The following is a 26,164-nucleotide window of genomic DNA, read 5'->3' on the forward strand; positions in this document are numbered from 1 at the left end:
GACGCTAATGAATCCCGCAGCAGTTGGCCTACCCAATATCCTGACCATCGAAGATGATCCCGTGCTGGGCGCCTATGTCCACGAGCATCTGGGGCGCTGTGGCTTCCAGGTCACCTGGTGCCAGAACGGCCAGCAAGGGCTGGCGATGGCGCGCGAACAGGCGTTCGACCTGGTGTTGATGGATATCCTGCTGCCGGGGCTGGATGGTTTGTCGATCTTGACTCATCTACGCCAGAGCCATTCGATCCCGGTAATCCTGATGTCGGCATTGGGTGCCGAGGCCGATCGCGTCAGCGGTTTTCGCTTGGGCGCCGATGACTACTTGCCTAAGCCGTTCAGCATGGTCGAGTTGCGCGTGCGTATCGAAGCCATCCTGCGCCGGGTGGCCCTGGATCGACGCCCGCTGCCGACGCTTGCGCCGGTGCGCGGGGATGCTCGCACACTGCGTTTCGACGATGAGCTGTGCGATGTGTTTCATCAGGAACACTGGGCAGGCCTGACCCGCAGCGAATACCGCCTGTTGGAAACCCTGCACCGCAACACTGAAGAAGTCCTCAGCAAAGCATTCCTTTACCAACATGTTTTGCAGCGCGGCTATGCGCCCCATGACCGCAGCCTCGACATGCACATCAGCCAGATCCGTCGCAAGCTCAAGGCGATCGGCTACAGCGAGCGCGAAGTGCGCACGGTCTGGGGCAAGGGCTATGTGCTCAGTGGTCACGACGATGGGCTTTGAAAGGGCGCTGAAACGGCTGCCGGGCAAACATTCATTATTTTGGAAGCTCGCCTGCCTGTTGATTGCCTTCTGCTTACTGATGATCTGGCTCAGTTGGTCCTGGGGCCGTTACATGGAGCAAAAGAACGCGTATTTGTCCGACGAGGCGAGGGTCACGCTGAGTGGTTATGCGGTGAGCGCCGAGCAGGCCTGGAACCGTGGCGGCCATGCCGGTATTGATGCATGGCTGCAGGCGATGGGCAAACAGGAAAGCACGTGGATCGGCGTAATAGGCAACGACTTGCAGTCGTTGAGCAGCTACCCACTGACCGCTACGGAAAGCCAACGCCTGACGTTCTTGCGGGGCCTGGATTGGCCGGTCAGCCGCCACGTCAAGGGCTTGCCGTGGCTCAAGATCCCGTTTGCGGTAGATCCGGGTGCCGGTTCGCTGGTCATTGAATTGCCACAGCGTTTTATGCCGGGGCGTTATCAAGTGGTCTGGCGCGTGGTGACCAATGGTGTGATTCCAGGCCTGTTTACCTTGTTGCTGTGCGTCGGCCTGTACCGGCTTCTGATCATGCCTCTCAATCAACTGCGCGAGCAGGCCAATGCCTGGCGTGCCGATCAATTGAACACGCGGATGCCCCTTGACGCCACCAGTCGACAGGACGAATTGGGCGAGTTGGGCCGTGCGTTTGACCACATGTCTGAGCGTTTGCAGGGCACTGTTGTATTGCAACAACAACTGCTGCGGGACATGTCCCATGAACTACGCACTCCGTTGAGCCGCTTGCGCGTGGCCTGCGACAGCGAGCAGGATCTTGCTCAGTTGCGTGAGCGGTTGGGCCGAGAGATTGACGCTATGCAGCGCCTGGTGGAAGACAGCTTGCAGCTGGCCTGGCTGGACACCGAGCGGGCGCCACTGCCCAAGGAGGATCTTCAGGTACAGGCGTTGTGGGACATGCTGCGGGAGAATGCCTGCTTTGAAAGCGATTGGTCCGCATCGAGACTGCCGTGCCTGCTGGGCGCTGACTGTTGGGTGCGCGGTAATCTAAACGCCCTGGCCCAGGCCTTGGAAAATATCTTGCGCAACGCCATACGCCACTCTCCGGAAAACGGGGTTGTGTGTCTGGATGGGCGACGCGATGGGGAGTACTGGCACCTGTGGTTGGAGGATCAGGGCGGGGGGATTGATGAGCGTGATCTGGAGCGGATTTTTGCGCCGTTTACGCGCTTGGACGGATCACGGCCCGGTGATGGTGGTTTCGGCCTGGGCCTGAGCATCGCGCGCAATGCCGTTCAGCGTCAGGACGGCAGCCTGTGGGCGCAAAACACCGGTCAGGGCTTGCGTGTACACCTGCGGTTACCGGCGCGCTAGGGCTCAGCCCCGGCGCAGCTTGCGCTTCTTCCATTGGCGCGCGACCCACCAGCGCCAATAGCCCATCGTCAGGCAATAGGCCAATGCGCCCAGCACCAGCCCCAACACCACTGAGCCGAGCAAGAAGGGTTGCCACAGCGTACTCAACTGGCCGCTGATCCATTCCCAGGTCAAGTCATCGGGCAGGCTGCGCGGGGGCACGTTCATCAACCAGGCGCCGGTCATGTAAGTACAAACAAATACCACTGGCATCGTGATCGGGTTTGTCAGCCAAACCAGGCTGACGGCGATGGGCATATTGCCGCGCACGGTAATTGCCAGCACCGCAGCCAATAGCATCTGCAACGGAATGGGGATAAATGCTGCGAACAGACCCACCGCCATGGCGCGCGCCACTGAGTGCCGATTCAGATGCCAGAGGTTCGGGTCATGCAGCAGCGTGCCAAGAAACTGTAATGACTTGTGTTCCCTGATACTGGTGGGGTCGGGCATGTACCGTTTGAATAAGCGCCGTGGCATAAGGGGTCCAGGTCAGTTCGAGGGGCAAGTATGCCCGCATTCTATAAACAGAAAATTCAGACTTTGTGACAAAACATCATAGGACGTACCGAGCACCCAGCTAAGACTGAGTGGATCACTTGAAAAGGATGATTCATGAAGACAGGGATGTTCGCGCTGGCGCTGGGCTTGCTTGCCCTGCGTTTCCTACCTGAGTTACCGACCACTGGATGGCTGATAGCCATGCTGGTGCTGGTTTTGATGCTGCTGCCATTTCGTACGTCTCCCTTGGCGTTTTTCCTGCTGGGCTTGAGCTGGGCGTGCATCAGTGCGCAATGGGCGCTGGATGATCGCCTGCCACCGGCGCTCGATGGCCAGACGCGATGGTTGGAGGGGCGCGTCATTGGGTTGCCACAACAGACCGGCACCGGGGTGCGTTTCGATCTGGCCGACAGCCGGTCGCGTAACGCCCGGTTGCCAAAGCGCATCCGTGTGTCCTGGCACGGTGGGCCCGAGGTACGCAGCGGGGAGCGCTGGCGCCTGGCAGTCACGCTTAAGCGGCCGTCCGGGCTGCTCAATTTTCACGGTTTTGATCAAGAGGCATGGTTGCTGGCACAACGCATTGGCGCCACCGGCTCGGTAAAAGATGGTGAGCGCCTGTCGCCGGCCCGCCATGCCTTGCGCGACACGGTCCGCCAACGGTTGATTGCCGTCGACGCTCAAGGTCGCGAGGCGGGCCTGGCAGCTTTGGTGCTGGGGGACGGTTCCGGGCTGGCAGCCGAGGATTGGCAGGTGTTGCAGGACACCGGCACGGTGCACCTGCTGGTGATTTCCGGCCAGCATATCGGCCTGCTGGCGGGGCTGATCTACGGGTTGGTCGCGTTACTGGCACGCTACGGTTTCTGGCCTCGAATGTGGCCATGGCTGCCGTGGGCGTGTGGCTTGGCGTTTGCGTCCGCGCTGGGTTATGGCCTGTTGGCGGGGTTCGGTGTGCCGGTCCAGCGGGCCTGCGTCATGGTGGGCCTGGTGCTGCTGTGGCGTTTGCGCTTCCGTCATCTGGGGTTCTGGTGGCCGTTGTTGCTGGCGCTCAATGGTGTACTGATCCTTGAACCATTGGCCAGCCTGCAACCGGGGTTTTGGCTTTCTTTCACGGCTGTTGCCGTATTGATCCTGGCTTTCGGCGGGCGCCTGGGGCCGTGGGGTGTCTGGCAGGCCTGGACGCGTCCTCAATGGTTGATTGCCATTGGCCTGCTTCCTGTGTTGTTGGTGCTCGGGTTGCCCATCAGCGTCAGTGCGCCGCTGGCCAATCTGGTGGCCGTGCCTTGGATCAGTCTTGTGGTGTTGCCGCTGGCGTTGCTGGGGACCGCCATGCTGCCGCTGCCATATTTGGGGGAGGGCTTGCTGTGGCTGGCGGGTGGGGCGCTGGATGCGTTGTTCCTGGGTCTGGCATGGCTCGCAGGGCAAGTGCCCGCGTGGATACCTGCCGATGTGCCCTTGGGTTACTGGCTGATCAGTCTGATGGGCGCGGTGCTGTTGTTGCTGCCCAAAGGCGTGCCGTTTCGGCTGTTGGGCTGGCCGATGTTGCTGTTGGCAGTCTTTCCACCGCGTGAGCCGGTGCCCCATGGGCGGGTGGAGGTGGTGCAGTTGGATGTGGGGCAGGGGCAGTCCTTGATTCTGCGTACCCGGCATCACACGTTGCTTTACGACGCCGGCCTGCGGTCTGGCACAGTTGATCTGGGGGCTCGTGTGGTATTGCCGTCGCTGAAAAAACTCGGCGTCGAGTCACTGGACATGATGTTGCTCAGTCACGCTGATGCCGATCATGCCGGTGGGGCAGCGGCTGTTGCCCGAGGGGTGCCGATCAAGCGGGTGGTGGGCGGCGAAACCGAAGGGTTGCCAGCGTTTCTCGGAGCCCAGCCATGTATCAGTGGCGAGCAGTGGGAATGGGACGGTGTGTCATTCGAGTTGTGGCAGTGGTCTGAGGCTATTAATGGCAATCCAAAGTCTTGCGTTCTGCAGGTCCAAGCCAATGGTGAGCGGCTATTGCTCACCGGGGATATTGATCGCGCCGCCGAACGGGCATTTCTCGACTCACCACTGGCCGTGCGGACCGATTGGCTGCAAGCCCCTCACCATGGCAGCCGGAGTTCGTCATCCTGGCCTTTTCTACGGCGGCTGGCACCCACGTCAGTGCTGATCTCCCGTGGGCGTGGCAACGCGTTCGGCCATCCTCATCCTCAGGTGGTTGAGCGCTACCAGGCGCTGGGCAGCCAGTTATATGACAGTGCTGAGCATGGAGCGGTGCGCTTGCAATTGGGGGCTTTCCTGCCACCCATTGTTGCGCGTAGTCAACGCCGTTTTTGGCGCGAAGCGTTACCGTAATTCGACGTTACTATAAGGCTGGAGCCTACGACAGGCGAAGCCATGGGTGACGAGCCCCGTTGCCGAACCTGTATGGTAAAGTGGCGCACTTTTTCGAGGGGACATTCACTGTGTGGGAATTGGTCAAATCCGGCGGCTGGATGATGTTGCCGATTATCTTGAGCTCCATCGCCGCACTCGGCATCGTTGCCGAACGCTTGTGGACCCTGCGCGCCAGTCGAGTCACGCCCGAGCATCTATTGGGGCAGGTCTGGGGCTGGATCAAGAACAAGCAACTGGACAAGGAAAAACTCAAGGCATTGCGCGCTGATTCGCCTTTGGGCGAAATCCTCGCCGCGGGCTTGGCTAACTCCAAGCATGGCCGCGAGATCATGAAAGAGTGCATTGAAGAGGCCGCCGCCCGGGTTATTCATGAACTGGAGCGCTACATTAATGCTCTCGGCACCATCGCTGCCATGGCACCGTTGCTCGGTCTGCTGGGAACGGTATTGGGCATGATCGATATTTTCAGCTCATTCATGGGGTCGGGCATGACCACCAACGCGGCGGTGCTCGCCGGGGGGATTTCCAAGGCCCTGATTACCACGGCAGCAGGCTTGATGGTCGGTATTCCTGCGGTGTTCTTCCATCGTTTCCTGCAGCGGCGCATCGATGAGCTGGTGGTCGGCATGGAGCAGGAGGCCATCAAGTTGGTGGAAGTGGTGCAAGGCGACCGTGATGTGGACCTGGTTGGGGGCAAAGCGTGAAATTTCGCCGCAAGCAACGGGAAAATGTCGATATCAACCTCGCGTCGCTGATCGACGTGGTATTTATCCTGCTGCTGTTTTTTGTCGTCACCACCACCTTCACCCGGCAGACCGAACTGCGTGTCGACTTGCCGGAAGCGGTGAGTGGTTCGCCGGCGGAAGACCAGGAAATCAAGCAACTGGACATCGCCATCAGCGCCGACGGCGCGTTTTCGGTGAATAATCAGCTGCTGGAGAAGAACGATCTCGCCAGCCTAATGGTCGCCCTGGAGAAAGAATCCGGAGGAGACACCAAGATGCCGTTGTCCATCAGTGCCGATGGCAAGACCCAGCACCAGGCCGTTATCACCGCGATGGACGCCGCCGGCAAGCTCGGTTTCAGCCATCTGCGCATGAGCACTGTCGAGGCGGCGAGCCAACCCTGATGTCCATGTCCGATCGTTTGCTCAAGGCCTGGTACGAGGGGCATCCGGCGCTCGCGTTATTGCGGCCGTTGGAGTCTTTGTATCGCCGCGTAGTGCAGCGCAAACGCGCGCGGTTCGTGGCGGGCGAGGGCGACATTTATCAATCGTCCGTGCCAGTGGTGGTGGTCGGTAACATCACCGTAGGCGGCACCGGCAAGACGCCGTTGATCCTGTGGTTGATCGAACACTGTCGGCGCAATGGCTTGCGTGTAGGTGTGGTCAGTCGAGGGTACGGCGCCAAGCCTGCGCAACTGCCATGGCGCGTTGAGGCCAGCCAAAGCGCCGAGGCGGCGGGTGACGAACCTTTGTTGATCGTGCAGCGCTGCGGCGTGCCCATGATGATCGATCCCGATCGCAGCCGTGCGGTCAAGGCACTGTTGGCCAGCGAGCCGCTGGATCTGATTCTTTCTGATGATGGTCTGCAACACTATCGCCTGGCCCGTGACCTGGAACTGGTGTTGATTGACGCCGCCCGTGGCCTTGGTAATCGTCGTTGCCTCCCGGCCGGGCCGTTGCGCGAGCCGGTCGAGCGCCTGCAGAGTGTAGATGCGCTGCTCTATAACGGCGCAGTATCAGATCGCGACGATGGCTTTGCCTTCCGCCTGCAGCCTACGGCACTCGTCAACCTGTATACCGGCGAACGCCAGTCGGTGGAGTATTTTCAAGCAGGTCAACGGGTGCACGCGGTCGCCGGTATCGGCAACCCGCAACGTTTCTTCAACACCCTTGAAACGCTACACTGGCAACCGATACCCCATGCGTTTGCCGACCATGCGCCCTACAGCGCCGAAGTCTTGAATTTTACTCCGTCATTGCCGCTGGTAATGACCGAGAAGGACGCGGTGAAGTGCCGCGCCTTTGCCCAGCCCGACTGGTGGTACCTTGCGGTGGATGCGGTGCCGTCACCGGCGTTCGTCGCGTGGTTCGACACGCAGCTGACGCGCTTGTTGCCCGCCCGTCCCTTGCCTTAAAACACTTCTTTCCAGGAAACATTCATGGACACCAAACTGCTCGATATCCTTGCTTGCCCGATCTGCAAAGGCCCGCTCAAGCTCAGCGCCGACAAAACCGAGCTGATCAGTAAAGGCGCGAGCCTGGCATATCCGATACGTGATGGCATCCCGGTGATGCTGGAAAGCGAAGCCCGCACCCTGACCACCGATGAGCGCCTGGATAAATGACCACCGCCTTTACCGTTGTCATTCCCTCGCGTTACGCATCGACCCGCCTGCCAGGCAAGCCGCTGCAATTGATCGGCAGCAAGCCGATGATCCAGCTGGTGTGGGAACAGGCCTGTAAAAGCAGCGCTGATCGGGTGGTTGTAGCGACTGACGATCCACGCATTATTGACGCGTGCAAAGGCTTTGGCGCCGAAGCAGTATTAACCCGCGAAGACCATAACTCCGGCACCGACCGCCTGGCCGAAGTGGCCACGCAGCTTGGTCTGGCGCCTGACGCCATTGTGGTCAATGTACAAGGCGACGAACCGTTGATTCCGCCGAGCGTGATCGACCAGGTGGCCGCCAACCTGGCTGCCCATGGTGACGCGCGCATGGCCACTCTTGCCGAGCCGATTCACGATATTGAAACCCTGTTCAACCCGAACGTGGTGAAGGTGGTCAGTGATGTGAATGGCCTGGCGTTGACCTTCAGCCGTTCCACCTTGCCCTGGGCGCGTGACGCCTTTGCCAAGAACCGAGACGTGTTGCCGGAGGGCGTACCGTACCGCCGGCATATCGGCATCTATGCCTACCGCGCCGGTTTCCTGCATGACTTCGTCAGTTGGGGACCGTGCTGGTTGGAAAATACCGAATCCCTGGAACAACTGCGGGCCCTGTGGCACGGCGTGCGTATTCACGTAGGCGATGCGTTGGAAGCGCCGCCTGCCGGTGTCGATACCCCGGAAGACCTTGAGCGCGTCCGTCGCCTGCTGGGGGCCTGATGGAGGTTCTGTTTGTCTGCCTGGGCAATATCTGTCGCTCGCCCACCGCTGAAGGCGTCCTGCGCCATAAATTGCGCGAAGCCGGGCTGGCCGGGCAGGTCGAGGTAGCTTCTGCTGGCACCGGCGACTGGCATGTCGGTAACCCGCCGGACCAGCGCAGCCAGCGTGCAGCGTTGGTCCGCGGTTACGATTTGTCGGGCCAGCGTGCCCAGCAGGTCTCCCGTGCTGACTTTGCGCGTTATGACCTGATCCTGGCGATGGATAGCAGCAACCTGCGCAACCTCAAGGCGCTACAGTCAGGGCAGGGTAAGGCCGAACTGGATTTGTTTCTGCGCCGCTACCACTCGGAAGTGGACGACGTGCCAGACCCGTATTACGAGGGCGAGCAAGGCTTCGAGCGGGTGCTGGACCTGATCGAGCGGGCCTGTGATTTATTGGTGATCGAATTGAAGGGGCGGTTATGACCTTGCAAGTGCATGCGCAGGTTTCGCTCAAGCCATTCAACAGTTTTGGCATCGACGTGCGCGCCCGGCTTTATGCCGAGGCCCGCAGCGACGCCGATGTGCGAGAGGCATTGGCTTACGCTTCGGCGCAAGCGTTGCCCTTATTGGTGATCGGCGGTGGCAGCAATCTGCTGCTGACCCAGGACATACCTGCGTTGGTGCTACGTATGGCCACCCAGGGCATTCGCGTGCTGCACGATGACGGCGTGCATGTGGTGGTTGAAGCCGAAGCGGGCGAGGCGTGGCACCCATTTGTACTTTGGACATTGGCGGAGGGTTTTTGCGGTCTGGAGAATCTCAGTCTTATCCCAGGGACCGTTGGGGCTGCCCCCATGCAGAACATTGGCGCCTACGGTGTGGAGATCAAGGATGTATTTGCCGGCCTGACCGCACTGGATCGTCACACCGGTGAGCTACGGGACTTCAGCCTGCAAGAATGCAACTTTGCCTACCGTGACAGCCTGTTCAAGCACGAAACCGGACGCTGGTTGATCCTGCGGGTACGCTTTGCCCTGAGCCGCGTCAGCCACCTCAAACTCGACTATGGTCCGGTACAACAGCGCCTGGCAGGGCAGGGCATCACTGACGCGACGCCAAGCGATGTCAGTCGCGCGATTTGCAGCATTCGCAGCGAAAAATTGCCAGATCCGGCAGTACTGGGCAATGCAGGCAGCTTCTTCAAGAATCCGCTGGTGACCAGGGCATTGGCTGAAGAACTTCGAGCGCAGTATCCGGACATGGTGGCCTACCCCCAGGGGGATAGGCACATGAAGCTTGCCGCCGGTTGGCTGATCGACAAGGCCGGCTGGAAGGGCTTTCGTGAGGGTGACGCGGGCGTGCACAAGCTGCAGGCGCTGGTGCTTGTCAACTATGGCAACGCCACAGGGCATGATATTGCGCACCTGGCCCAGCGTATCCAAAAGGATATCGTTGAGCGTTTCAAGGTCGAACTGGAAATGGAACCTAACCAGTACTGATGCCTTGCTGCTGATAAGTAAAAAATAAAAATGCCCCGTATCTTTCGATACGGGGCATTTTTTATTCGGCTAACAATCAGTCATCGCGGCTCATGATGCCGAAGATCTGCAACAGGCTGATAAACAGGTTGTAGATCGACACATACAGGCTAACAGTGGCCATGATGTAGTTGCGCTCACCGCCGTGGATGATGGCGCTGGTCTGGAACAGGATGCACACCGAGGAGAACAGCACAAACCCCGCGCTGATCGCCAGTTGCAGGCCACTGATCTGGAAGAACATGCCTGCAACCACCGCTGCCAGCAACACGAAGAAGCCTGCGGTGATAAAGCCGCCCAAGAAGCTCATGTCCTTGCGGGTGATCAGCACGTAGGCCGACAGACCGCCAAACACCAGGGCCGTCATGGCAAACGCCGAGCTGACCACTTCCGCTCCGCCAGCCATGCCGAGGTAACGGTTGAGGATAGGGCCGAGGATGAAGCCCATGAAACCGGTCAAGGCAAACGCCGACACCAGGCCCCAGGCCGAGTCACGCAGCTTGTTGGTCAGGAAAAACAGACCATAGAAGCCAATCAGCACGACAAAGATATTCGGATAGCCGACGCGCATCTGCTGCGCTACAAACGCCATCACGCCGCTGAATGCGAGGGTAAGGGCGAGCAGGCCATAGGTGTTGCGCAACACGCGGCTGACTTCAAGCTGCTCAGCCTGCGCGTTACCATTCACTGCGTAATTCTGTTCGCGCATGGCGACACTCCTTCGGTTTTGAAACGTTCAGTCGCAAAGATCATAACAGACGCTCTGTAACAAGCGATGGCGAGAGTTTGACAGTGTGTTTCATTCGGGTATTATGGCGCCCGCTGAGACAGGATGACCTACTATAATCCTGTGACGCACAAGGGAAATTGGCAGAGTGGTTGAATGCACCGGTCTTGAAAACCGGCGGACGTTAATAGCGTCTCCAGGGTTCGAATCCCTGGTTTCCCGCCAAGATTCAAACGAAAGCCCCGCACTAGCGGGGCTTTTGTGTTTCTGGGGATTGGTACAGCAATCGTCTGATCGCCTTATCGTTTCCGCATGATTTCAGGCGGTTTCCGCAACTCGTTGCAAATTGTTGTCAGCGAGTCGGTTTTACGATCTCCCCGACGCGTCGATAAACGGTCTCGGTTATCCGCTTGTCAGTATGGCCCAAGAGGCGGCTCGCATCTCCCAGGTCGAGGATTTCGCTTGCAGCTTTAGGGCGTATGTCGCGGAACTGGAACTTGCGAATGCTGACTGCTAACACTCCATCGCCGTTCTCTGTTGCGATGCTGATTGCCTTGTCGCGAGCATCGTCAAAGCGGAGACGTAGCATGTGCTTTGTAACCTGCCTGCCGTCATCGGTGACTATCAGGTAGGGGTTTCTAACCCCACGCAAGCGTCTCTGCTCGATCAGTCTCGCGACCAGAATGCCCAGGTCATTGAGCGCGTCGGCAGCAGTCAGACGGATGCGAAGTTTTTTTGCGGTCTTCCCTTGGGCGACATGCAGGAACTCATTGACTGCATCCGCCTCACGCATCGACAGTACATCGGCAGGACGCTGCCCGGTGAGGTAGGCGAGGTCCATCGCGTCGCGTAGTTCTGAGGCGGCAATGCCGTACACTGCGCTCCAGATTTCCTCGGTCGCATAAAAGTCTCGCGGTGCTTCTTTGTTCTTGCGCACGCCAGCGGCAGGGTTGTTCTCGGTTAACCCCCATTCCCGTGCGATGTTGTAAATGTGGGAGAGCAGAGAGATCTCGCGGTTGGCTCGCACCTTGGCGGTTCGGCCGTCTCGGTATTGGGCAATGATCTGCGGCGTGACCACGTCGATGGGCGCATCGCAGAAGGCTTTGCGCAGCTGCTTCAGGCTCAGCAGATTATCGCTCTGGGTCTTCGGCGCCTTGCCTGGGACGATCTCTCGCTCGTAGCGTTCAAACACTTGGCCCAAGAGAGCATTCTTCTTCGGCACCGGCTTGCAGTCGAGCTTTGCCCATTCAGCCTTGGCGATATCCAAATCACCCCCGAGCGGAATCTCAACCCGCTTCCCGTCTTCATTCCTTCCGTCGTAGTAGTACCCAACCCACTTTTTACCGCCTTTGAGCGTACGTACACGCCGGATCATCCGCGGCGGCAGGTCCCTGTTTGCCGCCTTTTTCGCTCGCATCTTTTTATCCTACTCGTGACAAATCCAGCGACCAGGCCTCGGCCGCAACGTTTTCTGCTGATGGTTTCACGCCAGCTAGTTTCATACGGGCGTAGACCCGGCCTACAACTGGCCGGCGTGCGCGCGTCAGCACGTACTTCCACCCGTTCCGGTTGAGCCATGCAATTTGGCCCGACGGGATCAAGTAGCCGGTGATCGCCGCCAGCTCTTCCTCCGCAAGCGTTTCGTTTTGAATTTCCATGGGGAGTCCTTGCCGGGCCATCCCCGACGGTGGAGTAGAGGGAATGTTAAAATTGAGGACTTCGCGCTTCAAATGCGCAGTGTCATAATGAAAGGTGAGTACACGGGAATTTTGTTAGGGACAACGATGGCAAATATAAGCGTTCATGATCTGCTAAATGCTCCAGTTGGATCAGTAGTTTCAAAAAAAGAGCTATATGAATTAATCCAGTATTCAAAAGTAGAAGGATCTAAATATTGGGGTGGCGAAAACTTCGTGATAAATAATACTCCACAACAGGGTATTAACTGGATTGGTTCACTTCCTGCTCTTGCAGGCGTCTTGGTTAAAGTGTACCCGGGAAGTTATAGTCACGATGGTTGGGTGGATGCCGAAAGGAATTTTTACCGCTATTCCTTTAAAGCTAGAAAAGGGGTTGTATCACTTAAGGAAAAGGCGAATCTTTCGTTGCTAAATCAGCCTGAGTTCGGTTACCCAGTGCTCCTTTATAGCGAGCAAAAGCAAGACTGGGTTTTTGAAGGGTTGTTTAGCTTGGTTGAGTGCTCTGACGAATATGTTGTTCTTGGCCGCCAAGTCGAAACCCATGTGGTTGCGAGTAAGTTCGGGCAGGGCTTTATGGAGGGTGGGAAAAATTATGTTACGCATCTGTTGTCCGAGAGGAACTCTCAAATAGTTAAGCTGCTAAAATCGTCCGGCTCATGCATCTGTGAAATTTGCAGTGATGATTTTAAGGTTAGATACGGATTTGAATATATCGAGGCTCATCACAAAGTTCCAGTTTCTACTAAGGCCGCGAAGGTAGATGTGGTTTTAGAAGATTTAGCATTACTGTGTTCGAATTGTCATTCTGCCGTGCACGCTCATATGCGATCGGGCATCGAGGACTACTCAGTAATTAAAGAGGTGATCGTGAGCCGCTTAGCTCAACAAACTTGACGATTCTTCCGCCTATCCAGTGAGCCACCGCGATGGACTTGCTGTTGCCGATTGCCTTGTAGCGGGCCCCGTCAGGACATTCACTTGCAGGCTTACCGCGCCAAGGTATTTGCGTGTAGTTATCGGGAAAGCCTTGGCAGCGCTCCCATTCGATCACACTGGTTCGGCGGATGCCTTCGGGCTCCAACACATATGCCTCTCGATCATCGAGAGAGCGTCCTCCCTTTGCCGTGAGAGTAGGGTGAAGTGCAAACTTCGCCGACCGTCCCGGCGGGCGATCCCGGCGAGTGCCTTCGCGCTCAAAAAGTACCTCAGTGGGATCGAACCCGTCTCGAGCACTTGCGACAACGAACACACGACGGCGTCGTTGGGCCAGGCCGAAATATTGGGCGTCCAGGACCCTCCACGCGATTGTCCTTTTGGGTCCATACACACAACCAGCGTCCTGCCATTTCTTCCCTGGAGGCTGCAGCTCGCAGTCTTCCCCAGCAAGCGCGCTAAGAAAGCATCCGAAGGCGTTCCCTTTGTCGCTGAGGACGCCGGGGACGTTCTCCCAGACGATAACGCTGGCGGGCTTTCGCTGGCCGGCGCGAACATAGTCAACTGCATCTGCAAGCTCCACGTATTTGATGGTGAGGGCGCCGCGCGGGTCGGTGAGGCCTTCGCGCATACCTGCGACCGAGAAGGCCTGGCACGGGGTGCCGCCGACCAACACGTCCGGCGCCGGGATCTTTCCGGCCAGCACGAGGTGGGCCAGCCTAGTCATGTCGCCGTGGTTTGGCACGTCGGGGTAGTGGTGGTCCAAGACCGCCGAGGGAAACGGCTCAATCTCAGCGAACCAGGCGGCGCGCATGCCCAGCGGGTGCCAGGCCTGGGTAGCGGCTTCGATGCCGCTGCAAACGCTTCCGTAAGTTATAGGCATGATGGCTCCTCGCCGCTATAATTGTGATACTTAAAGGAGGGGTTTATGTGGATATTTTAGTTTCGCAGATTAGAAGAGGCATATTTAGCTTTTGGTTTCTGATAGTCGCTGCGGCGGTATCAGCTCTAGCTTTAACTATTTATCTGTATCGCTTTAAGTTTGGGGGGGCGCTGTCCGCAAATTCTTCCGATTGGTCTGCTTTTGGAACATATATTGGCGGTGTGTTTGGTCCGCTAATTTCTTTTCTGACATTGTTGGCAGTTTTAAAAACCGTATATTTACAGCGCGAGCTTCTAAACGCCCAGCGCGAAGAATTTGACCGTATGAACTTATTGCAGTTGGAGGCTTTTGATAGTCAGCAGGAGCAAGTTGCAAGGTCTGATCGGGACGCTTTGACTCTCCAGATTTCAGCAGCTCAAGAGTCTGCTGTTCGCTTGGTTGAGATCAGAATCAATATGCATGAGCGCGATTTTGATCGGCAGTATGATATGTCCTTTAGATTTCGTGAGGAAGTTGGCGATAATATGAGTGAGGGTAATTTTAATAGGCTGCAAGGGATGATTGATCATAGGGATCGGGCGAGGGAATCAGTTGATCTTTTGTCTAAAGTTGCACTTGATATAGCTATTGCAAATTTCTCTAGCGTTGCGGGAGTTAGAGAGTGTCTTAAAGAGAGTATGCTGGCCGTATATGCAAAGTTGGATGCGGCATACCCTGGTACGCAAAAGCAGATACTTTAAGGGGCAGTCACCGCAGAAACAGCCAATGGCCTCGTCGTGGTCGGCGAACATATCGAACTGTGTGTCGGAGTAGTCGAGCATCTGCTGATAGCTGGGTCGGTCGCTGCGGAAGCGAGCGTTACAGCGCTGCATGCAGCACTCTCTGGCTCCGTCTTCATCATCATCAAATTCGCGGCACTGACCGCAGCGGTATAGCTCCTTGATCTTAATTTTTATGGTCGATACTCCTGTCAGGCGCCGCCCGCCGTGACCGAAAAGCGAGCATGTGATAAGGTGAAGTTCGCCTGATGGCTTTTTGACACATAGGAAGGATCGATTTTGAACGCGGAAGAATACTTAAGGAGTAAAGGCATAGGCCAAAACAGCTATCAAAAGGCTTCGTGGTATTTAAAGCTTTCATCTATGGCTGTAGTTATTGTGGTAGGTGTGGTCACCTCTTTTGCGTCATTTCAAGGTTTTCTTGAAATTAGGGAGAAAGCAGCTACATTTGCTCGGGTTAGTATGGAAAGTGTGGTCGAGCCAGCGGTGCCCTCTCAAAAAATTATGGACTTACAAAAAGAAATTCTGGCTTTGAAAGCGTTAATGTCTTCGCTCGGTACTCCAGTGGTTTCTGACCAGCAAGGTGCATTGATTAAAGCGCTTGAATCTAAAGTGACTGCTATCGACACCCGTTTGATTCTGTTGGAAAGTTCAATTTCTACGACACCTGAGCGTGCGCTATCTGTTCCGATGCTTAGAAAAGATTATGATGCGCTGGCTAAATTGGTAAGTGATAATAGTGTTGCAGTAAAACTTGAATACGAGCGTTTGTGGTCGGTTTTTTTTCTCATACTGTCGGCGGTAGCGACAGTCGTTGTTGTAGGTGGTGGATGGTTGTTTAAAGTTGTATTGAGGCAGCCATCAACTACTGTTCAAGAATAAATATATTCAATGGCTGTTGTGTACCCGCGCAGCTGTTTTGGAGTCGGTGGCGATCTAGTTCCATATCAGCGTCTGGTAAATGTCCTGCTCGGGGTTCACGCCATCGGCACCGATGATTCGCTATAAGTCTGGCTAGAACTTCTGGCCACTTCAAAAGTGAACTCTCGATGCGCCGCGCGACTTCTTTCTTGCGCTTTTTGATGGTTCTCGCCTTCGGCTCCCTTAGACTCTCCGTGATGGCCTACCTCTTCGATTTCATGTGCTGGCAAATCAAGCTATGCCTGCCGCCGGCGTTGTCGTATCTGGTTGCTGACGTGCTTCATCGGGTAAGGCTGATTATGGTGACCACCCTTCGATGTTGATCTTCTTGCCATCGGCGCGAGCCTCCAGAACCTGGGCGCGGTTGATCGCTGCCTTCCAGGTGAAGCACATGCCCATGACTTTTCCGGTGGAGCGCTCGACTACGTGATAGGCGCCGCGGCCCTTATTGACTACCTGGAAGCGAACCTCTTGCACGGGCTGCTCTTTACCGATCATGGCGTACATCGCGCTAGTGGCAATGGTTGCACGTACACGGAGGGCTGCGAGCCCTTCAGCACACTCTTGAATTGACGGGGGCATATCTTTTCCCTCGGTGTTTGAGTTAGGCGAGCAGCACCGGCTGTTCGGCGCGGCGGTCCATCCTCACCTGCGCTGCGCGGCGTTCTGGCACCCGGCGGTCACGACGCATTGACTCGTCGGCGATCATTGCGTGCATGGCGATCAGGGCTACCAGGACGAAGCACATCGGCGAGATGATCTGGCGGCGCATGGCCTCCGCGATCATCGCGGTCTGGCGGGTCACGCCAAGCTTGAACATCGCGCAGGAAAGGCGCTTGGCGACGGTGCAGGCTGCCACGTCGAACTGGCGGGCAATCTCTTTGGCCGTCATGCCCTGGGCGGCGGCCAGTAGGTACTGAAGCTCTTTGGGCGCAAGGCCTCTACCGAGGTGACCCTTCCATGCGCCGTTGATGATTTCGTTCATCGCTGTGACTCCCGGTTGTTTTCCCACTGCACCCGTCACCAGGTGCAGAAGTGAAATCTTCTGGTGTCGCTTGCCGTCTTCCCGCTACTGGCGTTGGTCACCGGCTCCATCAAGTTGTTTGTCCAGCCGCGGGCCTTTCGGCTTGTTCTCCCGCTGGATAACTCGTCTTGGCGCTTTACGCTGCACGCCCGGGTCAGTTGCCAACCCTCTGAACCGTTGAGGCCGGTCCATCGCTGCCTTCCATCTGGCCGGTTGTTATCCGGCGACGGTATAAATATGTACCTATGGTTCATTTTTGTCAAGTACCAAAAGTACATAAATTGTCTGTGGCTGAAAAAAAACCGCTCGGTGGGCGGTTTTTGAAGAAGGGAATACGTAACAAAGATACCCTCACCCTACACGTCGAGGGTAACGCTCTCCAGTGACGTAACTCTAGACATCAAGACCTTTAACTGGGCGTTCGGAACATCAACCAGTTCTGCCTGTAGAAAATTCATCACGCCAGGTATGTCTGCATCGGTAGGAACAAAAATATACCGAACATCATTCGGTGAAAATTTCAACATACAGTTCTCTTGGGTTTTTTTGTTAGCCTCCGCTAATCTGGTTTCATTATTATGGGTAGACTCATGCAAAAAATCGCTGATATTTTTATGCTGCGGTACGAATCGCCATTCTGATTCTTGGTAAAAGTCTTTATTAACGTGATCGCCACGAAGCATCATTCTTCCTGCGACCGGTTTTGAGTAAGCTAATATATTGCGAATTTCTTTCAGGCCGGCTTTCTTTTTCTTCTCATCTTCTATACTTGAAGCAAGGTTTGTCAGATGCCTGATCGACTGACGCAGTGGATTGCTTCCGGAGAAGTAGATAACCGGATTTAAGTTGTTTTTAATTCCCCACTCTTTTGTTAGGCCCAACCCAAAGGAGCCGTAAAACTTAACGTGCTCAGTGATCCTGCTCATGGGGATGTCACAAAAGCAGACCATAGGGTATGAGACAAATTCTTTATCAAGAGTTTGCCATGCGATATCTTCAAGGCAGTACCTTGGCCAAAATCCGTTCAATAAAACTGACTTCAAAACGTCTAAGTTTTTCGTAAAGTGAAATAAGGTATTTGATCTAGGTAGCATGCTCGGGTAATCCTTTTTTATAAAGTGCTACAGCATCCCGCCGCGCCATACTACTCGTCCAATGATGCGAACCTCGTGTATCTCCCCGTCGCGCAGCGTTTCATCGCCATAGCGTGCTTTGTCCGGGTTGTCGCTACGGATGATCCAGCCGTCGAAGTCGGACTTTACCAGGCGCTTTACTATCGTGCCTTTCGATTCGCTCTGCATGGCGAAGATCTGTCCGTCCTTCGGTTCGATCTTGGACTCATCAATCAGCAGCACATCACCATCATTGATGGTCGGTTCCATGCTGTGGCCGTTGGCATAGATTACATCGAGGTGCCGTTGGTTGAGATTGTTTGTTCTCAGCCATTCCGATTTGAAAGCCATAACTCCCCGGATCTCGACGTGCGAATTGTCTTCGCCGTCTCCTGTCGATCCACGAGCTGTTAGCTGAAGCACGCCGGTGTAGTTCTTGTCTACGGCGAGGTCGAAGCTTCTTGGCGGGACGCGCTCATCAGAGCGAGATACTGACGCCTCGCGCATCTCGCCACGGCCATACTCAAGCCACTCCACGCGGACTGACAGAGCGTTGGCGAGTGCGAGCATCTTTGCTCCGCCCGGCATTGACTCGCCATTGAGCCACTTGCTGCAAGCCTTTGGTGTGACCTTCGCTATTTTCGCGAGGCGAACACCCGCTCCCCACTCAGGTATCCCAGCTTCCGCTAGGGCTTTCTTGAGGCGAGCGATGAAAGCGAGCCGAATTTCGTCTATTTGAACCATGGGTTCATATTCTCATGAGCTTGCATGTACTTTCAGTTCCGACTTAAGATGTACCGTAAGTTCATATTTGAATCGGAGGCCACATGCGGCCGCTCAAGAAAACGATCGACGACGCTGGTGGCGTTCCCGCGGTGGCTCAGGCCTGCGGAAAGACTCCGCGCGCAATTTACAAGTGGCTAGCTGCCGATGCCATGCCGCGCACTGAGTACACCGGCGAGACGAAGTACGCCAAGAAGATCTGTGAGTTGGCCACCGCAAGAGGGAAGCCGTTCGACACGGCTTGGCTGCTTTCAGAGGCACACCCAAACAAGTCGGCTGCTTAGCGCCTTGTGAGATGTGATTTTCTGCTTAATACGAGTGGGTAAATAGTGATTTGGATTAGCTGTTAATTCATACAGTGCATGGGGAGGGGTGGAGATGGGCAAGGCGGGGGAGGTTGGAGCACCCATTCAGAGCGCTCCATTTACTGTTAGTGCTTCGGACCTGCGGGAGATTTCATCGGTGCGGCTTCAAGACGTTCTGCGCATCTTCTCAGTGCCTCGCTCAGCTCTCGTGCTTGTTGAGCGGTCAGCGCAAGGGTCGGAGTTTTTTGCGCTTCATCGGGACTCTGAAAGGGAGTTGAAACGTAGCTGATTTCTAGCAGAAGCAACTGCATTTGCTCGACGCTTTTGAATTCCCAGCCAGCAATTGGATTGATATGTGAATCGTTTGACATGTCCGGTCTCCTTGGACTTTTCGAGTGGAATCAAAAAGTTATCACGGAAGCGCCGGACACCCATAACGCCTGAATCGCGGGCATAAAAAAACCGCCTGGCAGGGCGGTTCAGTACAGCTTCATAACGAGATGAATAATGATCAATAACGCCCCCGTAGTCAACCGCTTCGGAGATGTCACGACACCATCTGAGCATTTAGAAATGGTGTCGCGACACCTCGATTCAAATCAATTCGCTGCGATGAGTGCCGCCCTCATGATCGGCGGCCAGTACTCGCATGCATCCAAGTTTAAATTCCGCCGGAAATGCCTCGATTACTTGAAGGCTTCCCTGGCACCTGCCCAGGATGTTCCCGCATGAGTACCATCATCATGAGCCTGTGCTGGCCGTTGCAAGGCATGAGTGGCCCGCAAAAAGCAGTCCTAATCTCGTTGGCTGACAATGCAAACGACGAGGGTGTCTGCTGGCCTTCGGTCGCTCGCATCTCTGAGCGTACTTGCCTCGCTGAACGGACGGTTCAGGCTGCCATCAAGTGGCTGGGCCAAGTAGGTATTTTGTCTGTGCGGGAACGGATGGGGCGTTCAACGATTTACACCCTAACCCCCGCATCTTATGCACCCCCGCAAGCGGCGCACCCCGCAGCAGATGCACCACCACCCCCGCAGCTCACGACACAAACCCCCGCAGCAGCCGCACCCAGAACCGTAATAGAACCATCAAGTGAACCGTCACCTCATGTTGGCGTCGAGCAACCAACGAAAATTTCAAAGCCGAAATGCCCAACCCAGGCAATCGTCGAATTGTTCAACGCAACGATCCCTGAGTTTCCTCGAGTCATGTTGTTGACCAAGGATCGGGTCAGCAAGATCACCGCTCGTTGGAACGAGAGCGATGTTCACCAAGACCTCAGTTTCTGGGCTGAGTACTTCGCCCTGGTGCGCTCCAGCGAGTTCCTGATGGGGAGGGTTTCGGCCTCTGGCGGCAATCCTTTCCGCTGCAACTTCGATTGGCTGATTGCCCCGAGCAACTTCGTGAAGGTCGTGGAGGGAAATTACAATGCGTGATCCCTACAGCCTGGAAGCTGAACACGGTGTGCTGGGGGCGATGTTCCTGCGCCCTGAGCTGATCGACATACTGGCCGCTGACCTGGTGCCCGAGGACTTTTACTACGAGGACAACGCCGAGCTGTATCGCGGGATTTTGGCCTTACACGGTAACGGCCACCCGGTCGATATCGTGACCGTCGGTGTTTATGTTGGTGACCTGCCCGGGGGAGCAAGTTCGTTTGCCTACTCGGCAGAAATTGCCCGCAATACGCCAAGCGTTGCAAACGCCGCTTCCTACGCCGGAACAGTTCGTGAGCGCAGCCTGGATAGGTCGATCATCGAACTGAGCGTGCGGATCAACGACATTGCCTACGGTGACCAGCCAGCGGCTGACAAGGTTGCAGCGGTACAGGCTGAGTCCCACGCTATCGACAGCCAATCGGCGACATCCGAAGTGGTCAAGGCTGAAGACTTTCTCAACGACTACATCGAGGTGCTGCAGGCCCGGGCTGATCGTGGTGACGAAATTGACGGCCTGTCCACGGGCATTCCTGATTTGGACGAGAAGCTGCAAGGGCTCAAGCCTGGCCAACTGATCGTGATTGCTGGCCGTCCGGCCATGGGCAAAACCACGCTCGCCATGAACATCGCGTCTCACGCGGCTATCCGTGATGGCAAAAGCGTGATGGCGTTCAGCCTTGAAATGGATAACACGGGCCTGATGGATCGCTTCATGGCTTCCGAAGGGCGGGTGCCGTTACAGCTGATCAAAAATGGCAAAGCCCCGAACACCCACGGCGCCGAGCTGATGAGTGCCGCCGGCAAGCTCAAGAAGTCGAATCTGTTCCTGTCGGATCGCGCGTCGATGTCAATGAATCGACTGCGCTCGGCGGCTCGCCGCCATAAGCGTCGGTATGGCTTGGACCTCATTGTCATCGACTACCTGCAACTGGTGGAGTCCGACTCACGCACGTCCAGCCGTGAGCAGGAAGTCAGCCACATGACGCGCACCGCGAAGCTTATGGCTCGCGAGCTGGGCGTCCCGGTGATTCTGCTCAGCCAGCTCTCCCGCAAATGCGAAGAGCGTCCGAACAAACGCCCGCTTTGTTCTGACCTGCGCGAATCCGGCGCCATCGAGCAGGACGCGGACATCATCCTGTTCGTGTACCGCGACGAGGTCTATCACGAACACTCCGAAGCCAAAGGCATTGCTGAAATCATTATCGGCAAGGGCCGTGATATTGCCGGCGGCACCGTGCGCGCCGCTTTCCACGGTCAGTACAGCCGATTCGAACAGCTCGCAGCGGGCTGGGTTGAGCCGACCAAACCCGAAAAGGTCAGCAGTCTGGCCGGTCGTTACAGAAAGGAAAAAAACTGATGGTACCGATTCGCCTGGCCGTTCCGGTCCCGGCCAATTACCGCTATGCGGTGCATTGCTGCGGCTTCAAGTTGGACATGGACGTCCTGCCTGACCATGCCGTGGCTTTGTTCGCTGATGAGGCCATGGCCAAGCGCTACGGCGATTGGTTGTGGCCATCGACTTTTGAGGTCGTTGACCTACTTGCCCGAAAGGAGGGCAACGTTTGAATACCCAAATCAAAACCCTGACAGTAAAACTGTCGGATGCCGAGATTGTGCGCAACGCCAAGCTCGAGCATGTGCGTGATCTGCGTGATGCCGGCCACCCGGCGCTGCACTTTCGTTTCGCCAAGAACCGTGCGCGCGGTTCGTGGTACTTGCTCAACAAGCGCCAGTGGCACCGTATTGGCGCCTTTCCTGACCTGAACACCAAGCAGGTGATCGCAGCGTTGCCGGCGGTGCGCCTGCGCGTGGCGGCTGATGGAGCGGCCAGCGTGTCGGGCTGGCTGACCGTCGGCGAGCTGCTCGACTGGTTCGGCGACCGCATGGCCAAGTCGCGGGCACTGTCTGACAAGCGCCGCGCGGCCATCAAGTCTGCGATCAGCTGCCAGCTCAAGCCGCGGCTGTATGATTTGCTGCTTCGCGATGTCAACGCCCAGGCGCTCGACCGGTTGCTGATGTGGCCGGTGCAGGCTGAGCTGTCGCTGTCGTATGTTCAGCAGCTGTTTCGTCTGCTTGCGATGGCCTTTCGTCAGGCTCGCAAGCTGGACCTGATCCCCGTCAACCCGATGGCCGAGCTGAAGTTCAGCAACTTCACGTCGGCGCGCATTCAGCCCAAGCCTGCCCGGCTGCGCGATGTGCAGGTGCCCGAGTTGGTGACGCTGCTGGCTGAGCGCTTCGACAGCGCGCCAGGTGACGCCATGCTGGCCTTAATGATGCTGTGCCACGGCACCCGGATCGGTGAAACCCGCCAGGCGCGGTGGGCTGACGTTGCATTGCCTGAGCGTGAGTGGTTCCTGCCGGCGGAACACACCAAGAGCAAGACCGAGCTGCGCGTGCCGCTGACTGATCAGGTGTGCGCACTGCTGCGCCGTTACCGTGATCGCCAGACCGCCCAGGGCTACACAGGGGCTTTTCTGTTCCCTTCGCGCCGTGGCAAGCCGCTGAGTGATAACCAAGCCAGTGCCGTGTTCACTCGGTTGGGGCTGGGCACCTGGACCAGTCACGATCTGCGCAAGGTCGCCCGCACCGCCTGGACTGACCTCGGCGTCGACGGCCACATCGGCGAGATGTTGCTGAACCACTCCCTGGGCAAGATCGCTTCCACCTACATCAACACCCAGGCCAAAGAGCAGCGCCGCCTGGCGTTGGTGAAGTGGCACGACTGGTTAGATGCGCGTGGCTTTAACGCGATTCACGCGCAGACAGGCGTTAGATATGAAGATTCGCAAAACCTCGTAGACGCCTTGAACGGCGGGGCCTGCGAGCCAGAACCACAATTTGTTAAGGGCGAGGTTTTAAAACATGCAGAAAGGGGAGAGGGCTGGATTTAAGCGACAGTGATTCGATCTGTAACCTTGCTGTGTCTGTAAGGGAAAGGCGGTAGTGAGTGGGCTTTTTTATGAGCTGATCTGCACCGATTGCAACGGCTCAGTTTGGGTTGTTTCGGTAACCAAGTTGGTGCTTTCTGCCAACGAGTTGGTCACCCATTGAGTATCAAATTGCGGCAGGCACAGCATGAGTTTTTGGCGTTAAAGACTTCTCCAGTATCGACAGGGCCACAGAGTCAATACGGACAGCCAAACCGCCTGGGAGCAGGCGGAACAAATTACACAGGGGATTGAGAGCATGATGATTAGAAAGCCGGCAAGCCGACCATTGGGGGATACTGAATATTTGCTCGAGCAGTGGGGATGGTGGTGTTTGGATGGGGCAGGAGTACCTAGCTGTACGTCTCCAACATTCGCTTTAATGCGTCAAGCGATACCTCAGGTTTCGGCAAGTAAGAACTATTGCATCACTGACGAGTGGGCGATTGCTGTAGATAAAGCGGTGGCCATGCTTGCGCGTCGGGACCAGCAAATGGGAGACATCATCTGGCTGTATTATGGGGCCAAGTGGCCTATGCTACGTGTCGGAAGGCATTACGGAATCAGTGAAGGCAAAACTAGAGAGCTCACTAGAGCAGGGACGGCTTGGATTGACTGCGCCTTATCACCAAAACGAGATGCTGCCTAAAAGCTATCACGATTTTGCTTTTGATGATCTTAGAGCTAAATTTAGGTAATTTAACTGCCGACGTTTAAGTCGGCAGTTGTAAAGTTAGACTTGTGTAATGCAGTAATAGATATTGATTCTGTATTATTGTTCTTTTTGTTCTTGGGGCGCTGTTTCAAGGAGTCTTGCAATATATTTATCTGTTGTTGCAGGAAGTGTTTTTTCGTAGAGTGCGTTAAAGCTATCAAAGGAACGGCTTTTTTGCATTTCTTTGAACTCCGCTATCAAATCGAAGTTGCTTCTGTACTGGCTCGGTCTCATTTCCTTTAACTCTTGCCCCAGTGCAAAGGCTTCATCTACATCGTTCTCGAAAAGGGCAATGAATATTAGACCGCGTGATGGGTCTACGCTAGCTACATACTCTCTTTTAGATTTATATGCAGCTACCGATTTTTTGAAGTATTTCTTCGCCTCATTCAAGTCGCCACTTCGCATCAATGCCCACGCGAGGTGGTGTAATCGCCAAGGTGTTTCTTCACCACTTTCTATCATTTTATCCTTGAGTTTTTTAATTGTGCCTTGGAATTCAGAAATGTCATCCGAGTTTGCAATTGCTAGTAGCATTGCATCAAAAGCAAGAGTTTTTGAAGTGTCTGGCAGCGTGTCGATTTTTTTACCAGCTACAAGCTTTTGAAACTCTCGCGCCGCCTCGGAAAATTCTTCGCCTTGATTAAGGCTTAATCCGGAGAGTAGTTGCTCATATGGAGCTAATCGCTGCTCTGCGACTTCGTTGACTTTCCAGTCGATGAATTGGTAAGTGGCACCAAGGCCTGCCAGTGCACCGGTAATTAAGGTGAATATTAAATTCAATGCTGGGTGTTTATCTATTAGGTTCTGGCAGTCGGAAAGTAGTCCCTTGTTATTGTTGGAGTCTTGTGCCTTAGGAGTTGTGTTATTAGTGGTATTCATTGTTTTTGATCTTTGTGGTTTTAGTAATAATTGAAAAATTGTTCGGTTAAGTATGATAGCTATATGGTGTCGCCGTGTCGACTTGATGTCCTGCCGAGGGGCTATTATGCGTGAGCCGGGTGGGACACCATTTCAAGACTTCATCTGCTAATGAAAAAAGGCTTTTCCGCACGGGATAATTTTGGTTTTATTGCAACGTGTGTTGCTGTGAGCGCACTACAACGCTTTCGAAAACCCGGCCATCGAGTCGGGTTTTTTGTTCTTGTTTGCAAGCCCTGCCATCGAGCAGGGCTTTTCGTTTTCGGCCCGATGCCTAGCTCTTTGCTTCAAGCGGATGACAGTGACATGGGACCAGAACCTATTTGAGGACTACAGATGAATACGGAGCATCAAGCTCTTGCCGATGTGCCCCTTTGGCTGTTGGTTTTGTTGAGCATGGCCGGTTTGTCCGGGGAGATGCTCAGGGCATCAGGCAGCGACCTGGGCCTTCGCCAAATCCTTCAGCGAGTAGCGCTACGTTTCCTCGCGTCTGGCCTGCTGGGTATGGCCACGTTGCTGCTCGCAATGGCGCTTTGGAACAACCTCTATCTCGCCGCCGGTCTGGGCATCGTAATCGCCGTGATAGGCGCAGACGTTGCAGGTGGCCTGTACACGCAATTCTTGGCACGAAAGGCGGGCGTTAGCGACCCGGCTTCAGGAAGCACCACTAACGGCCAGTAGATCGAAAGAGCATGGGAGGGACGATGTTCAAGGTCAACATGTCGCTGGATACGTTCCCTGTTTCTGCAGGAATGCGGGAGCTAGAGAAAAAGCACCTCCCATTTGTGATGGCTCGCACCGCGACCTTACTGGCCCAACGGGTCAAGAAGGGCACAATCACGGTGATGCAGAAACGCCTGGACCGGCCCACCCCGACCACGCTGAATAGCCTGTTCGTGAGGATGGCCACCAAGGCGCGTGCCGCTGAGGTCTACTTCAAAGACTCATGGGCGTCGGGCATTCCTGCCGACACTTACCTACAGCAGGCGGTGAGCGGTGGGCTGCGGCCTCACAAGCGTTTCGAGAAATCGCTGATAGCGCGCGGCATCATGCGCAGTGGCCAATTTGCCGTGCCCACCACGGCTTTTATGAATCAGTACGGCAACGTGTCACGCGGCACGATGCTGAAGATCCTGTCGGGCCTGGGTGCTGCTGAGTCGACGCGGGGCTATCAGGCAAACGCCAGTGGCAGTGCCCGAAGTCGGCGCAAGGGCAACGCCCATCGCTTCTTCTCAGGTGATGTCGATGGCACGCAGGGTGTGTGGGAGCGCAAGTCGATGGGCATGGGTGATGCAGTGCGGCCAGTGTTCATCTTCAGCGATTCAGCGCCCAAGTATCGAACCATTTTCCC

Annotated in this window: 33 protein-coding genes, 1 tRNA gene and 1 pseudogene; 23 read left to right on the plus strand and 12 right to left on the minus strand. The window is 56.0% G+C overall.

Features of this window, described 5'->3' with window-relative positions; all coding sequences use genetic code 11:
- Positions 1-7 precede the first annotated feature (7 nt).
- Together AOA61_RS02300 and AOA61_RS02305 are read left to right on the plus strand one after the other, a co-directional pair.
- On the plus strand, positions 8-736 hold the full coding sequence (locus AOA61_RS02300) for a response regulator transcription factor (RefSeq protein ID WP_032889647.1): 729 nt from the start codon (positions 8-10) through the stop codon (positions 734-736).
- Positions 726-2,093: a sensor histidine kinase gene (locus tag AOA61_RS02305; protein ID WP_099601040.1), complete on the plus strand. Its 1,368-nt coding sequence runs from the start codon at positions 726-728 to the stop codon at positions 2,091-2,093. The genes AOA61_RS02300 and AOA61_RS02305 overlap by 11 nt, the downstream gene beginning before the upstream one ends.
- A gap of 3 nt (positions 2,094-2,096) precedes the next feature.
- On the opposite strand, the gene AOA61_RS02310 is transcribed toward AOA61_RS02305, so the two are convergent.
- A complete protein-coding gene (locus AOA61_RS02310; RefSeq protein ID WP_032889645.1) occupies positions 2,097-2,612 on the minus strand; it encodes a DUF2062 domain-containing protein in 516 nt (171 codons plus the stop codon).
- Between the two features lie 135 nt (positions 2,613-2,747).
- Here AOA61_RS02310 and AOA61_RS02315 point away from each other — a divergent pair, with 135 nt between their 5' ends.
- The 8 genes from AOA61_RS02315 (at position 2,748) to murB (ending at position 9,605) form a co-directional block, all read left to right on the plus strand.
- Positions 2,748-4,973 carry a DNA internalization-related competence protein ComEC/Rec2 gene (locus AOA61_RS02315; RefSeq protein WP_241150139.1) on the plus strand — a complete coding sequence of 742 codons (2,226 nt, stop codon included), beginning with the start codon at positions 2,748-2,750 and terminating at the stop codon, positions 4,971-4,973.
- 110 nt (positions 4,974-5,083) lie between these two features.
- Complete coding sequence (locus tag AOA61_RS02320) at positions 5,084-5,719, plus strand: MotA/TolQ/ExbB proton channel family protein (RefSeq protein ID WP_032890033.1); 636 nt, start codon at positions 5,084-5,086, stop codon at positions 5,717-5,719.
- Positions 5,716-6,144, plus strand: coding sequence for a biopolymer transporter ExbD (locus AOA61_RS02325; protein WP_095184456.1), 429 nt, complete (start codon positions 5,716-5,718; stop codon positions 6,142-6,144). Before AOA61_RS02320 ends, AOA61_RS02325 begins: the two co-directional genes overlap by 4 nt.
- Positions 6,144-7,154: a tetraacyldisaccharide 4'-kinase gene (gene lpxK / locus AOA61_RS02330; protein ID WP_099601043.1), complete on the plus strand. Its 1,011-nt coding sequence runs from the start codon at positions 6,144-6,146 to the stop codon at positions 7,152-7,154. Before AOA61_RS02325 ends, lpxK begins: the two co-directional genes overlap by 1 nt.
- Positions 7,155-7,178: 24 nt before the next feature.
- Positions 7,179-7,364 carry a Trm112 family protein gene (locus tag AOA61_RS02335; protein WP_099601044.1) on the plus strand — a complete coding sequence of 62 codons (186 nt, stop codon included), beginning with the start codon at positions 7,179-7,181 and terminating at the stop codon, positions 7,362-7,364.
- Positions 7,361-8,125 carry a 3-deoxy-manno-octulosonate cytidylyltransferase gene (gene kdsB / locus AOA61_RS02340; RefSeq protein WP_099601045.1) on the plus strand — a complete coding sequence of 255 codons (765 nt, stop codon included), beginning with the start codon at positions 7,361-7,363 and terminating at the stop codon, positions 8,123-8,125. Before AOA61_RS02335 ends, kdsB begins: the two co-directional genes overlap by 4 nt.
- The gene (locus AOA61_RS02345; RefSeq protein ID WP_032889640.1) at positions 8,125-8,589 is read left to right on the plus strand and encodes a low molecular weight protein-tyrosine-phosphatase; all 465 of its coding nucleotides are present in this window, start codon (positions 8,125-8,127) and stop codon (positions 8,587-8,589) included. The genes kdsB and AOA61_RS02345 overlap by 1 nt, the downstream gene beginning before the upstream one ends.
- On the plus strand, positions 8,586-9,605 hold the full coding sequence (gene murB, locus AOA61_RS02350; protein WP_099601046.1) for a UDP-N-acetylmuramate dehydrogenase: 1,020 nt from the start codon (positions 8,586-8,588) through the stop codon (positions 9,603-9,605). Before AOA61_RS02345 ends, murB begins: the two co-directional genes overlap by 4 nt.
- 76 nt (positions 9,606-9,681) lie before the next feature.
- Here the strand turns inward: murB and AOA61_RS02355 are convergent, their stop codons facing one another.
- Positions 9,682-10,353, minus strand: coding sequence for a Bax inhibitor-1/YccA family protein (locus tag AOA61_RS02355; protein WP_003174664.1), 672 nt, complete (start codon positions 10,351-10,353; stop codon positions 9,682-9,684).
- A 152-nt stretch (positions 10,354-10,505) separates the two neighbouring features.
- On the opposite strand from AOA61_RS02355, the gene AOA61_RS02360 reads away from it, so the two are divergent.
- Positions 10,506-10,596: transfer RNA gene (locus tag AOA61_RS02360), tRNA-Ser, on the plus strand.
- A gap of 127 nt (positions 10,597-10,723) precedes the next feature.
- Here the strand turns inward: AOA61_RS02360 and AOA61_RS02365 are convergent.
- On the minus strand, positions 10,724-11,788 hold the full coding sequence (locus AOA61_RS02365; RefSeq protein WP_099601048.1) for a tyrosine-type recombinase/integrase: 1,065 nt from the start codon (positions 11,786-11,788) through the stop codon (positions 10,724-10,726).
- A 4-nt stretch (positions 11,789-11,792) separates the two neighbouring features.
- Positions 11,793-12,029 carry a DUF4224 domain-containing protein gene (locus AOA61_RS02370; protein WP_099601049.1) on the minus strand — a complete coding sequence of 79 codons (237 nt, stop codon included), beginning with the start codon at positions 12,027-12,029 and terminating at the stop codon, positions 11,793-11,795.
- 87 nt (positions 12,030-12,116) lie between these two features.
- Between AOA61_RS02370 and AOA61_RS02375 the strand changes: the two genes are divergently transcribed.
- Complete coding sequence (locus tag AOA61_RS02375) at positions 12,117-12,965, plus strand: HNH endonuclease (protein ID WP_256583321.1); 849 nt, start codon at positions 12,117-12,119, stop codon at positions 12,963-12,965.
- Here the strand turns inward: AOA61_RS02375 and AOA61_RS02380 are convergent.
- On the minus strand, positions 12,925-13,887 hold the full coding sequence (locus AOA61_RS02380) for a DNA cytosine methyltransferase (protein ID WP_099601050.1): 963 nt from the start codon (positions 13,885-13,887) through the stop codon (positions 12,925-12,927). The two genes, AOA61_RS02375 and AOA61_RS02380, sit on opposite strands and share 41 nt — an antisense overlap.
- A 47-nt stretch (positions 13,888-13,934) precedes the next feature.
- On the opposite strand from AOA61_RS02380, the gene AOA61_RS31470 reads away from it, so the two are divergent.
- Positions 13,935-14,627: a hypothetical protein gene (locus AOA61_RS31470; protein WP_178075171.1), complete on the plus strand. Its 693-nt coding sequence runs from the start codon at positions 13,935-13,937 to the stop codon at positions 14,625-14,627.
- 6 nt (positions 14,628-14,633) lie between these two features.
- Here AOA61_RS31470 and AOA61_RS32525 read toward each other — a convergent pair.
- Positions 14,634-14,744, minus strand: a pseudogene (locus AOA61_RS32525) (Nin-like protein); the annotation flags it as partial.
- 201 nt (positions 14,745-14,945) lie between these two features.
- Here AOA61_RS32525 and AOA61_RS30810 point away from each other — a divergent pair.
- On the plus strand, positions 14,946-15,548 hold the full coding sequence (locus tag AOA61_RS30810; protein ID WP_143521164.1) for a hypothetical protein: 603 nt from the start codon (positions 14,946-14,948) through the stop codon (positions 15,546-15,548).
- 336 nt (positions 15,549-15,884) lie between these two features.
- On the opposite strand, the gene AOA61_RS02390 is transcribed toward AOA61_RS30810, so the two are convergent.
- The 4 genes from AOA61_RS02390 to AOA61_RS02405 form a co-directional block, all read right to left on the minus strand.
- Entirely contained in the window at positions 15,885-16,169 is a 285-nt protein-coding gene (locus AOA61_RS02390; protein ID WP_099601051.1) for a hypothetical protein, read from the minus strand.
- Between the two features lie 22 nt (positions 16,170-16,191).
- Positions 16,192-16,572: a LuxR C-terminal-related transcriptional regulator gene (locus AOA61_RS02395; protein ID WP_099601052.1), complete on the minus strand. Its 381-nt coding sequence runs from the start codon at positions 16,570-16,572 to the stop codon at positions 16,192-16,194.
- 395 nt (positions 16,573-16,967) lie between these two features.
- Entirely contained in the window at positions 16,968-17,705 is a 738-nt protein-coding gene (locus tag AOA61_RS02400; RefSeq protein WP_099601054.1) for an abortive infection system antitoxin AbiGi family protein, read from the minus strand.
- Positions 17,706-17,732: 27 nt separating this feature from the next.
- Positions 17,733-18,467, minus strand: coding sequence for a S24 family peptidase (locus tag AOA61_RS02405; RefSeq protein WP_099601055.1), 735 nt, complete (start codon positions 18,465-18,467; stop codon positions 17,733-17,735).
- An 83-nt stretch (positions 18,468-18,550) separates the two neighbouring features.
- On the opposite strand from AOA61_RS02405, the gene AOA61_RS02410 reads away from it, so the two are divergent.
- Positions 18,551-18,790, plus strand: a complete 240-nt coding sequence (locus AOA61_RS02410) for a hypothetical protein (RefSeq protein ID WP_099601056.1) — start codon at positions 18,551-18,553, stop codon at positions 18,788-18,790.
- Between the two features lie 146 nt (positions 18,791-18,936).
- On the opposite strand, the gene AOA61_RS02415 is transcribed toward AOA61_RS02410, so the two are convergent.
- Positions 18,937-19,182 carry a hypothetical protein gene (locus tag AOA61_RS02415; RefSeq protein WP_099601058.1) on the minus strand — a complete coding sequence of 82 codons (246 nt, stop codon included), beginning with the start codon at positions 19,180-19,182 and terminating at the stop codon, positions 18,937-18,939.
- A gap of 136 nt (positions 19,183-19,318) precedes the next feature.
- On the opposite strand from AOA61_RS02415, the gene AOA61_RS02420 reads away from it, so the two are divergent.
- From AOA61_RS02420 to AOA61_RS02450, 6 genes are all read left to right on the plus strand, one after another.
- The gene (locus AOA61_RS02420; RefSeq protein WP_099601059.1) at positions 19,319-19,543 is read left to right on the plus strand and encodes a hypothetical protein; all 225 of its coding nucleotides are present in this window, start codon (positions 19,319-19,321) and stop codon (positions 19,541-19,543) included.
- Entirely contained in the window at positions 19,540-20,247 is a 708-nt protein-coding gene (locus AOA61_RS02425) for a helix-turn-helix domain-containing protein (RefSeq protein WP_099601060.1), read from the plus strand. The genes AOA61_RS02420 and AOA61_RS02425 overlap by 4 nt, the downstream gene beginning before the upstream one ends.
- Positions 20,240-21,607: a replicative DNA helicase gene (dnaB, locus tag AOA61_RS02430; protein WP_099601061.1), complete on the plus strand. Its 1,368-nt coding sequence runs from the start codon at positions 20,240-20,242 to the stop codon at positions 21,605-21,607. The genes AOA61_RS02425 and dnaB overlap by 8 nt, the downstream gene beginning before the upstream one ends.
- Positions 21,607-21,816, plus strand: a complete 210-nt coding sequence (locus AOA61_RS02435; RefSeq protein ID WP_099601063.1) for a hypothetical protein — start codon at positions 21,607-21,609, stop codon at positions 21,814-21,816. Before dnaB ends, AOA61_RS02435 begins: the two co-directional genes overlap by 1 nt.
- Complete coding sequence (locus AOA61_RS02440; RefSeq protein ID WP_099601065.1) at positions 21,813-23,141, plus strand: site-specific integrase; 1,329 nt, start codon at positions 21,813-21,815, stop codon at positions 23,139-23,141. The genes AOA61_RS02435 and AOA61_RS02440 overlap by 4 nt, the downstream gene beginning before the upstream one ends.
- Positions 23,142-23,436: 295 nt before the next feature.
- Positions 23,437-23,826, plus strand: coding sequence for an antiterminator Q family protein (locus AOA61_RS02450; RefSeq protein ID WP_178075172.1), 390 nt, complete (start codon positions 23,437-23,439; stop codon positions 23,824-23,826).
- A gap of 123 nt (positions 23,827-23,949) precedes the next feature.
- Here the strand turns inward: AOA61_RS02450 and AOA61_RS02455 are convergent, their stop codons facing one another.
- Positions 23,950-24,774, minus strand: coding sequence for a hypothetical protein (locus AOA61_RS02455; RefSeq protein ID WP_099601068.1), 825 nt, complete (start codon positions 24,772-24,774; stop codon positions 23,950-23,952).
- A 375-nt stretch (positions 24,775-25,149) separates the two neighbouring features.
- On the opposite strand from AOA61_RS02455, the gene AOA61_RS02460 reads away from it, so the two are divergent.
- Positions 25,150-25,494, plus strand: a complete 345-nt coding sequence (locus tag AOA61_RS02460) for a phage holin family protein (protein ID WP_099601069.1) — start codon at positions 25,150-25,152, stop codon at positions 25,492-25,494.
- A 23-nt stretch (positions 25,495-25,517) separates the two neighbouring features.
- Positions 25,518-26,164, plus strand: a 647-nt coding sequence (locus tag AOA61_RS02465) for a hypothetical protein (RefSeq protein WP_099601076.1), incomplete at its 3' end; no start/stop codon positions are given.

The organism is Pseudomonas sp. 2995-1 (assembly GCF_002742505.1).
Lineage (GTDB): Bacteria > Pseudomonadota > Gammaproteobacteria > Pseudomonadales > Pseudomonadaceae > Aquipseudomonas > Aquipseudomonas sivasensis.